This is a genomic window from Inquilinus sp. NPDC058860, assembly GCF_042743185.1.
Lineage (GTDB): Bacteria > Pseudomonadota > Alphaproteobacteria > DSM-16000 > Inquilinaceae > Inquilinus.
This window is the reverse complement of record NZ_JBHYMS010000027.1, coordinates 50,152-64,047: the sequence shown is the minus strand read 5'-3', so window position 1 is coordinate 64,047 and position 13,896 is coordinate 50,152. Positions and strand designations below refer to the sequence as shown.

Below are 13,896 nucleotides of genomic sequence, written 5' to 3'. Positions count from 1 at the left end.
AAACGCTCTCTGAGCCCCCAGCCGTATCGGCTTAAGGGGTGGTGCCGCCGGAGATGCTGGTCGTCGCGTCGGGGCCGGTCCCGGTCGACGGCGGCAGGACCATGCCCGCCTGGCTGCGGTCGCCGTGGACATCGGACCCGGCGGCGGTCCTGTCGTCGCCGTCGAGCTGCAGGTAGCGCTCGGCCGCACGGACCGAGGGGTTGGCGAAGGCAGGCCCCATCTGGCGGCCGCGGAACAGGTCGCTCTTGCGCTCGACCTGCTGCGCCAGGTTGAGGTCGCTGGCGCAGCCGAGCGGCAGGTCTTCCGGCAGCGAGCCGTCCGGGTTCATGCAGCGCTTCGGCCACAGCACCTGCTGCCCGGCCGCCGCCACCTGCACCGTGTCGGAGGCGGACGGATCGTCGACCAGGGAGATGCTGTAGCGGCCGGCGCCGCGCAGCACCGCCGCGACCGCCTCCTGCCGGGCCGCCGCCTGCGGACCACCGGCGGCGACCGTGACGGAGGATCCGGGGGCCAGCCCGGCGCCGCGGACGAACTCGACCAGCCGGGTGCGCTCGGTCGCGCTCAGGCTCGACGCCTGGGGCGCGAACATGACCGGATGCGCCACCGGCGTCGACAGGGTGGTGTAGCCGTCCTCGGGCCAGTCCGGGATTTTGTGTTCGCAGGCGGCCAGGACGCCGGCCAGGGCCAGGGCCGCGAGATGATGCGGTCGGATCGGGAACCTCATGGCACGTCCTATTCGAGCACGAAGCCGGCGCTGCCGCCGGTCATGGAAGGGGACTGGCGCACCCGCCGCACGGTGGGCTCGGTGCGCTGCGCCGGCACCGCCACCGCCTTCGGCGACTCCGCCGGCTTCATCAGATACGGGGTGATCAGGATCACCAGCTCGGTCTCGTTGCGCTTGTACCGGCTCGACTGGAACAGCTTGCCGAGGATGGGCACGTCGCCGAGGACCGGGATCTTGTCGGCCGCGTTCGACATGTTGCGCTGGAACATGCCGGCCAGGGCGAAGGTCTGGCCGGAGGCCAGCTCGACCGTGGTCTCGGCCCGGCGCACGATCAGGGACGGGATCGAGAAGCTGCCATTCTCCACCCGGGCATCGTCGCTGAGCTCGCTGACCTCCGGCTTCACCCGCATGGCGATGCGGTCGCCCGGCAGCACGGTCGGGACGAAGGACAGCGATACGCCGAACTGCTTGTACTCGACGGTCACCGTCTCGTTGCCCTGCGGCACCGGGATCGGGAACTCGCCGCCCGCCAGAAAGTTGGCGGTCTCGCCGCTGACCGCGGTCAGGGTCGGCTCGGCCAGGATGCTGACCAGCCCTTCCCGCTGCAGCGCGTCGATCACCGCGTCGACGTTGTTGCCGCCGCTGTGATAGCCGGCGGTGGCGGTGCCGGCCGCGCCGACGCCGGCAAAGCCGCCGCTGACCAGGCCGATGTTGAACTTGCCGATGTCGAACATCGCCTGCCAGTTGACGCCGAGATTCTCCACCGCGTTGCGCTGGACCTCGGCGAAGCGGACGCGGATGCCGACCTGCTGCGACCCCTGCAGCGTGTTCAGGTTCATCGCCCCGCCGGAATTGGTGCCGAGCTGCTGGGCCAGGGCGTCGAGCTTCATGGCGCTGCCGAGATCGGCCACCGTCCCGGTGGTCACCGGCCGGTCCTGGATGTAGCCCATCTGGCCGCCGGCGGCGGGGGCCACCTGCATCATCTCGCGCTGCGCCGCCGCCGCGTCCTGGCTGACCCGGACATTCGCCGCCGCCACCACCTGGTCGGCGCTGCTGAGCGCGAACAGGTTCGTCGTGCCGGAGGACACGCCGTAGATATAGGCCGAGCGGGCGGACACCATCTCGACGTCGAGCACGTTGGGATTGGCCACCAGCACCGTCTGCACCGGCAGGGCGAAGGTCAGCAGGTTGCCCTGCCCCACCTTCATCTCGATCAGCGAGCGGCTGGGCGTCAGCGCCGGCTGGGCCGGCTGCCGCGGCGGCGCCGGCGACACCTGCATGGTCGGCTGGCCCGGCTGCGACGAGGGCGGCGGCTGCATCGCCGGCGTCGCCTGGGGCGGCGGCTCCGCCGGCGCGCCCGGCGGCAGGGTGACGATCTTGGGCGCCGTGGCGGGCGCCCGCATGGCGGTGACGTCCTCGGTCGGGGTGACCGTCGTGCCGGGCGCGGCCGGCGCCTGCTGCATCTGGGCCTGCGGCGGCAGCGGCTGCACCGTCATGCCGGGAGGCTCGGCCTGGGCCCGTGCGGACGGGATGCCGATGGCCGCGGCCAGGACGACCGTGGCGGCGAGTGCGCGGCGCAACCGGGCCAGGGATCGCGATCGGTCCATCTTCCCCCTCACTCCGCGGCGGCCCGGTCGACCCCGGCCCCGGCATCCTGGCGGGCCCGACGGCCGGCCAGCCGGACCACCGCCACCGGCTGCACCGTGTAGTCCGGCGCGATCTCGGCATAGGACAGCACCATCGCCTCGACCTGGTTGCGGGCCAGGGTCTGTCGCAGGAAGCGGCGGGTGTCGAGCGCGGTCAGGATCACCGGCGGCCGGCCGCCGACCACGACCCGGCCGAGATGGCCGCGGATGGTGTCGACCAGCTCCTCGGCCTGGCCCTCGGGCAAAGCGAGATAGGCGCCGACCGTGGTCTGCCGGATCGACTGGCGCAGCACCTCCTCGGCGCCGCGGTCGAGGATCAGCGCGTGGATGACCTTCCGCTCGTCGGCATGGGCATGGCAGATCTGCCGCTTCAGCCCGCCGCGGACATACTCGGTCAGCAGGATCACGTCCTGCTCCTTCTGTCCCCACTCGGCCAGCGTCTCCAGCACCAGCCGGTGGTTGCGCAGCGAGATGCCTTCCTCCAGCAGCCGGCGGAACACATCGGCGACCTGGTTGACCGACAGGTGGCGCTGCGCCTCGCGCACCAAGTCGCCGCGCGTCGCCTCGATGCCCTTGAGGAAGGCCTGGGTCTCCTGGATGCCGAGGAAATGCGGGGCGTAGCGGCGCAGCGCCCGGGTCAGCGCCTCGGCCACGATCTCCTCCGCCGTCGCATGGCCGATGCCGGCCTCGGCCAGCGCCGGCTCGTGACCGGCGTCGACCCAGTGCTGGACCGCGCCGCCGGGCCCCTCGCCGGTGTCGGCGGCGAGGCCCAGGAGGTCGAGATGCATCGGGTCGTCACGCAGCAGGATCCGGCCCGGCCGCGCCGTTCCGGCCTCGACCGGCACCCCGTCGATGTCGATCCGGAAGCCGTCCGGCGGCAGCGTCCCGCCCGGCCCCACGCGACCGACCGGGAACGGCACGCCCAGCCGCTGCTCCAGCTCCTCCGCCGCGTCCCGCGCCAGCCGCTCGGCCGTGCCGCGGCCCAGCCCGGCCATCAGGTCCGGACCGAAATGCAGCGTCACCGTCTCGTCCGCCGCCACGTCGGGGATCTCCTCCTCCACGGCCCCGGCCTCGCGCCGCGCGCGGCGCCGGCGCAGCAGCACGACGCCGGCCATGGCCGCGGCGATGGCGAGGAAGATCAGGGTCGGGAAGCCCGGGATGAAGCCGAGCAGCAGGACCACGCCGGCCGCCATCAGCAGTGCCGTGGAATTGGAGCCGATCTGTCGGGCGATGTCGGCGCCGAGATTCTGGCTGTCCGACGTGGTGACGCGGGTGACGATGGTGCCGGAGGTGATGGCGACGAACAGGGCCGGGATCTGCGACACCAGCCCGTCGCCGATGGTCAGCAGCGAATAGACGTGCATCGCCTGGGCCAGCGACATGCCGTGCTGCAGCATGCCCACGGCAAGGCCGCCGATCAGGTTGACCGCGACGATGATCAGGCCGGCGATGGCGTCGCCCTTCACGAACTTCATGGCGCCGTCCATGGCGCCGTAGAGCTGGCTCTCCTTCTCCAGCGTCTGCCGCCGGCGCGTCGCCTCGGCCAGGTCGATGTCGCCGGCGCGCAACTCGCCGTCGATGCTCATCTGCTTGCCGGGCAGGGCGTCGAGGGTGAAGCGGGCCGCGACCTCGGCGACGCGCTCGGCGCCCTTCACCACCACCACGAACTGGACCACGGTGATGATCAGGAAGATCACCAGGCCGATCGCCAGGCTGCCGCCGATGACGAACTCGCCGAAGGTCTGGATGATCGCCCCGGCGTCGGCATCCATCAGGATCAGGCGGGTGACGCCGATCGACAGCGCCAGGCGGAACACCGTGGCGATCAGGATCACCGAGGGCAGCACCGACAGCTCCAGCGGGCTGCGCAGATAGACCGCCACCATCAGCAGCAGGACCGCGAAGGTCATGTTGCAGGCGATCAGCACGTCGACCAGCAGCGTCGGCAGCGGCAGGATCATCAAGAGGATGGTCGCGACCAGAAGGGCCACGATCATCAGGTCCTGCCGGCCCGCGGCGGCGGTCAGGGCCGATTGCCAGCGTCCCCGCGCGGTCATGCCGCCACCCGCCGGTCGGGGGCGTCGAGATAGTCGCGGAAGGCGCGCCGCGCCGCCTCGATCTCGCCGAGCTGGTGCAGCGCCCGGCTGCGCAGCAGATGACGCGCCGCGGCCGGCGGCTCCGCCCGGTCGAGCCGGTCGAGGACATCGATCGCCTGGTCCGGCCGGCCGACCGCGAGGAGGGCGACGGCGAGGGCGCGCAGCGCCGCCGGATCGGCCTCGTCGTCGCGCGAGGCCAGCAGCATCGCGAGCGCCAGCGCCCGCCGGTTCTGGCCGTGGCGCAGATAGTCGAAGACGAGGCGGTGCAGCGTGTCGCGCTGGGCTGGCGTCATCCGCGTCATCCGCCGATCAGGTCGTTCAGCCGGGCGCGCAGCAGGTCGTGCTTGCGCAGCTCCTGCAGCAGCACGGCGCTGCCCCATCGGGCCAGCCGGTCGTCCGGCGCCTCCGCCTGCAGCAGGTCCAGGATATCGGCCAGGGTCTCGGCCTGGTCGCCGGGCGTGGCGTGGATCGACCCGGCCGTGACGGGGCGGATGTAGTCCAGCACCTCCTCGCGCAGCCGCGAGGCGCGGTCGCGCCGGCCGCGCGCGGCCCCGGCCCGGCGCGGCGCCGGCGCGCCGACAGGGCCGATCGGGCGCCCGGCGGCATTGTCGGGCTGCGGGCCGGGCCGGACGCCGTCGAGCGGCTCGGTGCGTGGCTGGATCGTCGTCATCTCGATTCCCCCCTCCCCGGCATCCGGCTACGGCTTGGCGGGGTCGGTCAGGACCATCACGAAGCTCTGCCCAGCCCGGCTGCGCAGGGTGACGGCGTCGGCCCGGATCGTGTCGACCGACCAGCCGCCGCCGAGATCCGCGCCCTCGAAGTATTTCGAGCCGGTGTGGGTGATCAGATAGGGGTTGTCGCCCGTCCACACCGCCTGGATCACCAGCTCGGGGGCGCCGCTGCCGGCCCCGGTCGTCACCTCCGACGCCAGCAGGGCGGAGGAGGCGAAGGTCCGGTCGAACCAGGCCTGGGTTTCGCGCCACTGCGCCATCTCGGCCGGCGACAGCCGGCCGGAGGCGACGATGCGGCTGCCCTTCGCATCCAGGGCGATGCCGCCGAGGCCGGCCGCGTCGATCCGCGCCTGCAGCGCCTCCTGCGGGGTCTGCTGCCGCGGCACCACCGGCGCCAGCGCGGCGGTCTGCACCGCCGGCTTCCCGGCCTCGGGCGCTGCCGCCTGGTCGCCGGCCTGCCCCTCCGAGCCGCCGGACCCGCCGGAGGACAGCGCGATGCCGGACAGGCCGCCCAGGATCACCAGCAGCGCGGCGGTCACGGTGACGGCGCGCAGGCGTGATCCGCCGACGGTCGCCTCCACCGGGCTGCGCAGCACGATGCGCGAGGATCCCAGCGTCAGCTCGGCCGGGAGCGGCAGGGTCACGGCGCCGCCGGGCTCCAGCAGCCCGGCCCGTCCCGGCACGGTCATGGTGCCGGCCAGGGGTTCGATCCGCACGCGATGGCGGTCGATGTCGATCAGGGCGTGGACCGGGGCCAGCGCCTCGTCGGCGAGCACGATGTCGGATTCGAGACCGCTGCCGACCCGGTAGGCGGCCGGGGCCAGCTTCTGGACGGTGCCGGCGTTCGGTCCCGCCAGCACGAAGAGGGTGACCGAGGGGGATTGCGGGAAGAGCCGCTGGATCGGCCCCTGGAGAGGACTGTCAGAGATCAACGCCTTGAATTTCGAGAGCATGGCCCACCCCACGAGGCGCTCTGATCATTGGCGAAAGCGAGCGCGGCCGAGGCCGGCCGCGCTCGCCATACTGACAGCGATGAATCTCAAGGAACCGGAACGAGGTCCGGGCTCAGCCCTTGCGGGCCGCTTCCATGAGCGCCTGGGACCACTTGTCGATCTTCTGCGACTTCTGAAGATCCTGGGCGGATTCGATCGAGTCCTTGATGTTCTGCGCGCGGATCTCGGCGTTGGCCTGCCTCAGCTCAGCCGCCGGATCGCTACCGGAAGTCGATGCCATGACATACTCCTCCTTGTGCAATTCTCAGGTTGTACAAAGCCGAACACGATCAGTGCAGGCCCGAAGTTCTGACTTGGCACACCGATTCGCCGAACCCTTCCGGCGTCCGGGCCAAACAATCCTAGCCTATCCCCTTGGCCAACACGACCCGGATGGACGGTTCGATGCCAAGGCCTGCCCACCACTTGAAACTACTATCCGACTATGCGGCAAACCGCCGTAAGGTCAAGCACTTCAATGTCTCAGTGCATTCAGATTTCAACCCTTTGCCTGTTCAACAAAACTTTAACAAAAAGCGGGGAACCTTGCTGGCAGTCTAAGCGTTTAGGTCTGCCCGAGATCTGCACGGTCCGCGGCACGTTTCAAGCGGGCCAGGTGTTTGGATTGGCTTTTGCACCTCCGGCTATGCAGAGTTATAAAGACCGCAGGCGGGTCGACGATCTCGGACATATCGGCGGGAAGTCTTGATGCGGGTGGGGATGGCGATCAGGACGAGAGGGCTGACAGGAGTATTGTCCGACAAGACTCGGCGATGCACCGTCGTGCTCGCGCTCGCAGCCCTGATCCCCCTGCCGGCCGGATCGGCGGCGGCGCAGCAGCCCGCGCCCCCGGCCGTCGTGACGGCGCCTGCCGCGCCCGCCCCGACCGTCGCCGCGACGCCCGTCCCGCCCGATCTCGCCGCGGCGCAGAACCGCCGCGCCCTGCCCTGGCCGGACAAGCCCTACCCCTATGTCGTCCTGGACCAGGATGTGCGCGACGTGCTGGCCGCCTTCGGCAGCAACCTCGACGTGCCGGTCAAGGTCAGCGACAAGGTGTCGGGCCGGGTGCGCGGCCGGCTGCCGGAGCTGACGCCGCAGAAGCTGCTCGACCAGCTCGCCGCCAGCTTCGGCCTGCAATGGTACTATGACGGCCAGGTGCTGTACGTGACCACGGTCGAGGAGGCGGTGTCGGAGATGCTGCCGCTCGGCGCGATCCGGTTCGAGGAGCTGCAGGCGTCGCTGGCCAGCCTGCAGCTCGACGACCCCCGCTTCCCGCCGCGGCCTTTGGCCAGCGCCAATGTCGCGCTGGTGTCGGGGCCGCCCCGCTACGTCGCCCTGGTCAAGGAGACCATGCAGGCGCTGCAGCAGGCCTATCAGTTCCAGACCACGATCGTGCGCGGCCGCACCGGGAAGCCCGGATCATGACCCCGCCGCGACGCCTCCCGACCGAGCAGACCCGTTCCATGAGCCGAGGCTGATCCCATGGTTGTCATCTCGCCCCCCGTTCTCCAGGCGCCGGCGCTGATCGAACCCAAGGTCGCGGTGACGCCCGTCGCCCTGCCGCTGGATCAGAAGGCCGCCAACGTCTTCGACTACGCCCTGCCGCTGCAGCCGGCGCACAAATCGGTCGCCGACTACGCGCCGAGCCTGAAGGCCAGGCTGCTGGCGAACCCGGCGGCGATGGGCGACCAGCTGCTCAACTCGCTGCAGCAGTTCCACAAGGACACCACGGCGCTCGGCCCCAGGCTGGACGATCCGCCGCCCGCCGTGGCAACGCAGGCGTCGGCGACGGTCCCGGGCGCGAGCAAGCCGGGGCTGCAGCCGGGGCCCGCCGCGGCGCAGCCGACGCAGCAGGCGGCCCCCCAGGTCGATTACCGGGGGCAGATGCGCGAGCTGCGGCAGGCGTCGATCGAGTTCAACAACGGCGTGCTCCGCACCACGCTCGTCACCACCGCCTCCAAGCAGCTGGGCAACGTTCCGGAAACCCTGCTGCGCGGATAGCCGCGGCTGCCGTCCCTGCGGGTGCCCGACAGGATCTCAGAAAGGTCGACCGGAATTGCTCAACCCGTGGGTCAAGTCGCTCGCGTTCGCCGCCTTGCTGCTGCTCGCCGCCTGCAAGGTCGAGCTCTACAGCAACCTCGAGGAGCGCGAGGCCAACGAGATGGTCGCGATCCTGCTGCACCAGGGCATCCCGGCCGAGCGTGAGATCACCAAGGACCGCGGGCTCGTCGTCTCGGTCGAGGAGGATCGCTTCGCCGACGCGGTCGACGTGCTGCGCCGCAACGGCTATCCGCGCGAGCGCTATGCCAAGATCCCGGACCTGTTCAAGGGCGAGGGGCTGGTCTCCTCGCCGGTGGAGGAGCAGGCGCGGCTGATCTATGCGCTGAGCCAGGAGCTGTCGAGCACGATCTCGGAGATCGACGGGGTCTATTCCGCCCGTGTCCACGTGGTGCTGCCGGACAGCGAGGGGCTGAAGGCGGCCGCCACCCCCTCCTCCGCCTCGGTGGTGATCCGCCATCGCGCCGATGTCGACCTGTCGAGGCTGACGCCCGAGATCAAGATGCTGGTGGCGAACGGCATCAAGGGCCTGCTGTACGAGAATGTCTCGGTCGTGTTCCTGCCGACCGCCCCGGAGGCGGCGACGCCGCCGATCACCGATCCGCTGACCAATGTCGCCGGCTTCTGGGTGCACCGTTCCAGCGCGCCCTGGCTGCAGGGGCTGCTGGCCCTGGTCGCCGCCGCCGCGGTCGCCGCTGCCGGCACCGTGGGCTGGCGGATCTGGCGCCGCCGCAACGGCGCCGCCCCGGCGGCGGCCGAATGAACGGCACGGCCGAGGAGAGGCTGGCCCTCCGGCGCTTCGACCGGGCGGTGGCGCTGTACGCCCATCCGGCGCAGCTGGGCCGCGCCTTTCCGGGCTTGACGGAAGCGGCGGCCCGGCGGCTGCTCGACACCCGCCGGATCCAGCCGCGCCTGTCGGCGCTGCTGCGTCGCCGCCTGGGCCTCGCACCCTGCGACGCCGCGGCCTGGCAGGGCGATGTCGCCCGCATCGCCGCCTTGGCCCCGGCCGATCTGGACCGTGCGATCAGGCATGCCGGCGCCGCGGCCCTGGCGCCGCGGCTGCGCACCATCGTCCTCGGCGCCGAGATCCGCCGCGTCACCGGCCTGATCGGCGCCGACGCCTACGGCTTCGGCCTCGGCCACAAGGGCCCCGCCCCGGTGCTGGCCGGGCTGGAGTCGAAGCCGGTCGAGGAGGCGATCGACCGGGCCGGCCTGCTGTGCCTCGCGGCCTGGTGCGGCGAGGCAGGCCCGGCCGTGGGCGAGCGGCTGCGCCTGCGGCTGGCGCCGGAGCGGTGGCCGGAAAGCGGGTCGCCGCCGGCCGAGTTCCCCCGCGCCGCCGCCCTGTTCGCGGCCGCGGCCCGGGCGGTGGCGCCCCATGGCTGAGCCCCTGCGCCCGGCCTTCCGCCGCGGCGGCCCGGTCCTGAAGGCCGAGGCGCTCGGCCAGTGGCGGGATGCGCGGCGCCACCTGGCCGAGGCCGAGGCCCATGCCGGGCGGCTGCGGGCCGAGGCCGACGCCGCCTTCGCCGCCGAGCGCGAGCGCGGCCGTGCCGAGGGGCTGGCCGCCGCCCGCGAGGAGGCCGCGGCGCTGGTGGCCGCGACCGGGCTGCAGATCGACCGCTATCTCGCCGGGCTGGACCAGACCCTGGCCGACCTGGTGCAGGAGACGATCGAGCGCATCCTGGGCCGCTTCGACCGGCGCGACCTGCTGCTGCAGGCGGTCGACCACGCGCTGCGCCAGGCCCGGCTGGACCACGCGGCGACGCTGCGGGTGGCGCCGGACATGGTCGAGGCGCTGCGCGGCCGGCTGGCCGACCCGGCGCTGGCCGATATCGGCCGCCGGGTGACGGTCGAATCCGACCCCGGCCTGGCCGCCGACACCTGCGTGTTGGTGACGAAGTACGGCCATGTCGAGCTGGGCATCGAGGCCCAGCTGCGCGCCCTGCGCGACGCGCTGCGCCGCGCCGGTCCGGGCGAGACGGCGGCATGAGCCCGGACGCCCTGCCCCGGCCGGTGCCCGGCCTGCAATTGCTGCGCGACCCGCTGCAGGCGCTGCGCCGGCGGCTGGAGGAGGCCGACCCGCGCCCTGTCAAGGGCCGGGTGGTGAAGGCGATCGGCGTCACCGTCCATGCCGAGATCAACGACGCGCGCCTGGGCGAGATCTGCGAGCTGCGCGACCCGCAGACCGGGCACAGCATCCTGGCCGAGGTGGTCGGGCTGGTCGACGGCGCCGCGGTGCTGACCCCGATCGGCAGCCTGCAGGGCCTGTCGACCCGGACCGAGGCGATCCCGACCGGCCGCGCCCTGCGGCTCGGCGTCGGCCCGGCCCTGCTGGGCCGGGTGCTGGACAGCCTGGGCCGGCCGCTGGACACCGCCGAGCGCGGGCCGCTCGACACCGACAGCACCTATCCGCTGCACGCCGAGGCGCCGCCGGCGCTGCTGCGGCCGCTGATCAGCCGGCCGATGCCGCTCGGCATCCGCGCCATCGACGGCCTCTTGACCTGCGGCGAGGGCCAGCGCATCGGCATCTACGGGTCGCCCGGCACCGGCAAGTCCTCGCTGCTGGCCCAGATCGTCAAGGGCGCCGAGGCCGACGCCATCGTCATCGGCCTGATCGGCGAGCGCGGCCGCGAGGTGCGCGAGTTCATCGACCGCCATCTGGGACCCGAGGCGCTGCGCCGGGCGGTGATCGTCACCGCCACCTCCGACCGGCCCGCGATCGAGCGCGTGAAAGCGGCCTTCGTCGCCACCGCCATCGCCGAGTATTTCCGCGACCGGGGGATGCGCGTCGCCCTCTTGATGGACAGCATCACCCGCTTCGCCCGCGCCGTGCGCGAGATCGGCCTGGCCGCCGGCGAGCCGCCGACCCGGCGCGGCTTCCCGCCCTCCTTCTTCGCCATGCTGCCGCGCCTCCTGGAACGCGCCGGGCCGGCGGCAACGGGCTCGATCACCGGCTTCTACACCGTGCTGGTCGAGGGTGACGCCGAGACCGACCCGATCGCCGACGAGACCCGCGGCCTGCTGGACGGGCACGTCGTGCTGTCCCAGGCCCTGGCCAGCGCCGGCCATTTCCCGGCGATCGACGTGCTGGCCAGCCGCAGCCGGGTGATGGAGGCGGTGATCGACGCCGGCCATCGCCGCGCCGCGGTGCAGCTGCGCCGGCTGATGGCCAAGCATGCCGATATCGAGCTGCTGCTGCAGGTCGGCGAGTACCGGGCCGGCGCCGACGCCCTGGCCGACGAGGCGGTGGCCAAGATCGGCGACATCCGGCGCTTCCTGCAGCAGGATTTCGAGGAGGCGACGCCCTTCGCCCAGACCCGCGAGCAGCTGGAGCGGCTGAGCCGATGAAGCCCGACGCCCTCGACAAGCTGCGCCGCCTGCGGCGCGACCGGGAGAAGCTGGCGGCCGAGAGCCTGGGCCGCGAACGCACCGCCCTGACCGCCGCCGAGGCGCGGCAGCAGCAGGCCGAGGCCGACCGCGCCGCCTATGAGGATCACCGCGCGGCGCAGGAGAGCCGGCTCTACGCCGCGGCGCTGGAGAGGCCGGCCGTGGTCGACGCGCTGGAGCGGCTGGGCGACCGGGTGTCGGAGCTCGCCGCCGGATCCCGGCGCCAGGACGCCGCCGTGCGGGATCGCCGGGCCGAGACCAGCCGGGCCGAGGCGGACACCGATGCGGCGCGCGAGGCCTGGCGGCAGCGGGGGCGGGACGCCGACCGGCTGGACCGTCTGGCCGAGCGCCGCGGCGTCGCCCGGCGCAAGGCCGCCGAGATCCGCGACGACGTCGCCGCCGAGGACGAGGCCAGCCTGATTCCATCCGGAGGCCGACCGTGACCGCCGCCGCGCCGCCGGCGTGGATCCTGGCGGCGGATCCGCTGGCCTCCGGTCCCGCCGCCCGCCCCTACGACCCGCCGCGGCTGACCCGCGGGCAGGCCGTCGACGCCAATGCCGTCGCCCGGCGCTGCACGCCCATGCCGGTCCGGATCGGCGGGCTGGAGATCGAGGCGCCGCTCGCGATCACCCCGGTGCTCGCCCCGTCCCCCACCCCGGCCAGCGCCGGCGGCACCGCGATCACCCTGCGCATCGGCTCCGGACGCCTGACGCTGCTGGTGCCGGCGCTGCTGGTCGAGCAGGCGCTGGCGGACATCGCCGGGCTGCCGGCCGCCGAGCTGGAGCCGGAGCTGGCGGCGCTGCTGCTGGAAGCCGCGGCATCCGACGTGCTGCCGGTGCTGGAAGCGGCAGCCGGAGAGCCGATCGCGATCGAGAGCGTCGGACCGGCGGCGGCGGCCGTCGCGCCCGCCTTCCGCTGCACCATCACCATCCGCCACGCCTTCGCCGAGACGGCGCTGCATCTCGCCGCCGACGACGCCGCCCGGCCGGCCCTGCGCCGCGTGATCGACGCCGCGCCGGCCCTGCCCGCGCCCTGCGCCGGCCTGCCGGTGCCGCTGGCCGTCCGCATCGGCGCGGTGCGCCTGAGCCTGGCCGAGCTCGGGGACCTCGCCCCCGGCGACGTCGTCTTTCCGGATGTCGCCTGCCCGCCCGGCGAGGCGCTGGTGGTCTATGGCGAAGGCTGGTCGCATGCGGCGAGGCACGACCGCGGCACGCTCACGGTCGCGGGGCCGCGGCGGCCCCTGGCCCTGCAGGATGGAGGAGGATGGATGGCGGATCCCGACAGCGGCGCCGCGACGCCGCCGGCGGAGCGGCTGGGCGAGCTCCCGGTGACGCTGGTGTTCGAATTGGGGCGCAGCGAGCTGCCGCTGGCCGCGGTGCAGGGCCTGGCCCCCGGCGCGGTCATCCCGCTCGGCCGCGACCCGGGCGAGGCGGTCGACATCGTCGCCAACGGGCGGCGCATCGGCCGCGGCGAGATCGTGCGGATCGAGGACGAGCTGGGCATTCGGGTGGTGCGGCTGTTCGGCGATGAATGAAGCGCAGCCCGACGTCCTGCCGCTTCTCGGCATCGTCACGCTGGTCGGGCTGGTGCCGTTCCTGGTCGTCACCCTCACCGCCTTCCTGAAGATCTCGGTGGTCATGCTGCTGCTGCGCAACGCGCTCGGCATCCAGCAGACGCCGCCGAACATGGTGCTGTACGGCATCGCCCTGATGCTGACGATCTACATCACCGGGCCGGTGATCGCCGAGGTCTACGCCCGGGTCAGCGACCCGGCGCTCAGGCTGCGCAGCATCCAGGACTGGCAGGCGGTGATGCAGTCGGCGATCGAGCCGGTGCGGGCCTATCTGATGCGCTTCACCGACCCGGCGGAGCGCGACTTCCTGCTGTCCGCCACCGCCCGGGTGTGGCCGCAGGAGGCGAGCGCCGCGGCGACACCGAACGACATGGTCATCCTGATCCCGTCCTTCGTCATCTCCGAGCTGACCCGGGCCTTCGAGATCGGCTTCCTGCTGTACCTGCCCTTCATCGTCATCGACCTGATCGTCTCGGCGATCCTGATGGCGATGGGCATGATGATGGTGTCGCCGCTGGCCATCTCGGTGCCGTTCAAGCTGTTCCTGTTCGTCATGGTCGACGGCTGGTCGCGCCTGCTGCACGGCCTGATCCTGAGCTACAGCAGCTGAGGCGGCGATGGAGCCCGGGCTTCCTCCTTTCCTGTCATTGCCGGGCTTGACCCACGGCTGTCCGGTTGAGGAAAAATCGCAA

16 protein-coding genes are annotated in these 13,896 nt (G+C 72.7%); 9 read left to right on the top strand and 7 right to left on the bottom strand.

Going from position 1 to position 13,896, the window contains the following annotated elements; all coding sequences use genetic code 11:
- Positions 1 to 31: 31 nt before the first annotated feature.
- From ACFW16_RS19445 to ACFW16_RS19415, 7 genes are all read right to left on the bottom strand, one after another.
- Positions 32 to 724 carry a CpaD family pilus assembly lipoprotein gene (locus ACFW16_RS19445; protein ID WP_380307988.1) on the bottom strand — a complete coding sequence of 231 codons (693 nt, stop codon included), beginning with the start codon at positions 722 to 724 and terminating at the stop codon, positions 32 to 34.
- Between the two features lie 8 nt (positions 725 to 732).
- Complete coding sequence (locus ACFW16_RS19440) at positions 733 to 2,331, bottom strand: type II and III secretion system protein family protein (protein ID WP_380307986.1); 1,599 nt, start codon at positions 2,329 to 2,331, stop codon at positions 733 to 735.
- Between the two features lie 8 nt (positions 2,332 to 2,339).
- A complete protein-coding gene (sctV, locus tag ACFW16_RS19435) occupies positions 2,340 to 4,427 on the bottom strand; it encodes a type III secretion system export apparatus subunit SctV (RefSeq protein ID WP_380307984.1) in 2,088 nt (695 codons plus the stop codon).
- The gene (locus ACFW16_RS19430; protein ID WP_380307983.1) at positions 4,424 to 4,759 is read right to left on the bottom strand and encodes a tetratricopeptide repeat protein; all 336 of its coding nucleotides are present in this window, start codon (positions 4,757 to 4,759) and stop codon (positions 4,424 to 4,426) included. The genes sctV and ACFW16_RS19430 overlap by 4 nt, the downstream gene beginning before the upstream one ends.
- Positions 4,760 to 4,764: 5 nt before the next feature.
- Positions 4,765 to 5,136: a hypothetical protein gene (locus ACFW16_RS19425; protein ID WP_380307981.1), complete on the bottom strand. Its 372-nt coding sequence runs from the start codon at positions 5,134 to 5,136 to the stop codon at positions 4,765 to 4,767.
- Between the two features lie 27 nt (positions 5,137 to 5,163).
- Positions 5,164 to 6,150, bottom strand: coding sequence for an FHA domain-containing protein (locus ACFW16_RS19420; protein WP_380307979.1), 987 nt, complete (start codon positions 6,148 to 6,150; stop codon positions 5,164 to 5,166).
- 112 nt (positions 6,151 to 6,262) lie between these two features.
- A complete protein-coding gene (locus ACFW16_RS19415) occupies positions 6,263 to 6,430 on the bottom strand; it encodes a hypothetical protein (RefSeq protein ID WP_380307978.1) in 168 nt (55 codons plus the stop codon).
- 542 nt (positions 6,431 to 6,972) lie between these two features.
- On the opposite strand from ACFW16_RS19415, the gene ACFW16_RS19410 reads away from it, so the two are divergent.
- Genes ACFW16_RS19410 through sctR form a run of 9 tightly spaced genes read left to right on the top strand, consistent with a single transcriptional unit; the run spans position 6,973 to position 13,814 of the window.
- Complete coding sequence (locus tag ACFW16_RS19410; protein ID WP_380307976.1) at positions 6,973 to 7,614, top strand: secretin N-terminal domain-containing protein; 642 nt, start codon at positions 6,973 to 6,975, stop codon at positions 7,612 to 7,614.
- A gap of 57 nt (positions 7,615 to 7,671) precedes the next feature.
- Positions 7,672 to 8,190, top strand: coding sequence for a hypothetical protein (locus ACFW16_RS19405; protein ID WP_380307974.1), 519 nt, complete (start codon positions 7,672 to 7,674; stop codon positions 8,188 to 8,190).
- 55 nt (positions 8,191 to 8,245) lie between these two features.
- The gene (gene sctJ, locus ACFW16_RS19400; protein ID WP_380307972.1) at positions 8,246 to 9,010 is read left to right on the top strand and encodes a type III secretion system inner membrane ring lipoprotein SctJ; all 765 of its coding nucleotides are present in this window, start codon (positions 8,246 to 8,248) and stop codon (positions 9,008 to 9,010) included.
- On the top strand, positions 9,007 to 9,630 hold the full coding sequence (locus ACFW16_RS19395; RefSeq protein ID WP_380307970.1) for a SctK family type III secretion system sorting platform protein: 624 nt from the start codon (positions 9,007 to 9,009) through the stop codon (positions 9,628 to 9,630). Before sctJ ends, ACFW16_RS19395 begins: the two co-directional genes overlap by 4 nt.
- Positions 9,623 to 10,234, top strand: coding sequence for a type III secretion system stator protein SctL (sctL, locus tag ACFW16_RS19390; protein WP_380307968.1), 612 nt, complete (start codon positions 9,623 to 9,625; stop codon positions 10,232 to 10,234). The genes ACFW16_RS19395 and sctL overlap by 8 nt, the downstream gene beginning before the upstream one ends.
- Complete coding sequence (locus ACFW16_RS19385; protein ID WP_380307966.1) at positions 10,231 to 11,592, top strand: FliI/YscN family ATPase; 1,362 nt, start codon at positions 10,231 to 10,233, stop codon at positions 11,590 to 11,592. Before sctL ends, ACFW16_RS19385 begins: the two co-directional genes overlap by 4 nt.
- Positions 11,589 to 12,074, top strand: coding sequence for a YscO family type III secretion system apparatus protein (locus ACFW16_RS19380; protein WP_380307964.1), 486 nt, complete (start codon positions 11,589 to 11,591; stop codon positions 12,072 to 12,074). The genes ACFW16_RS19385 and ACFW16_RS19380 overlap by 4 nt, the downstream gene beginning before the upstream one ends.
- Positions 12,071 to 13,165, top strand: coding sequence for a type III secretion system cytoplasmic ring protein SctQ (sctQ, locus tag ACFW16_RS19375; RefSeq protein WP_380307962.1), 1,095 nt, complete (start codon positions 12,071 to 12,073; stop codon positions 13,163 to 13,165). Before ACFW16_RS19380 ends, sctQ begins: the two co-directional genes overlap by 4 nt.
- Entirely contained in the window at positions 13,158 to 13,814 is a 657-nt protein-coding gene (gene sctR / locus ACFW16_RS19370) for a type III secretion system export apparatus subunit SctR (protein WP_380307961.1), read from the top strand. The genes sctQ and sctR overlap by 8 nt, the downstream gene beginning before the upstream one ends.
- Positions 13,815 to 13,896: the final 82 nt, after the last annotated feature.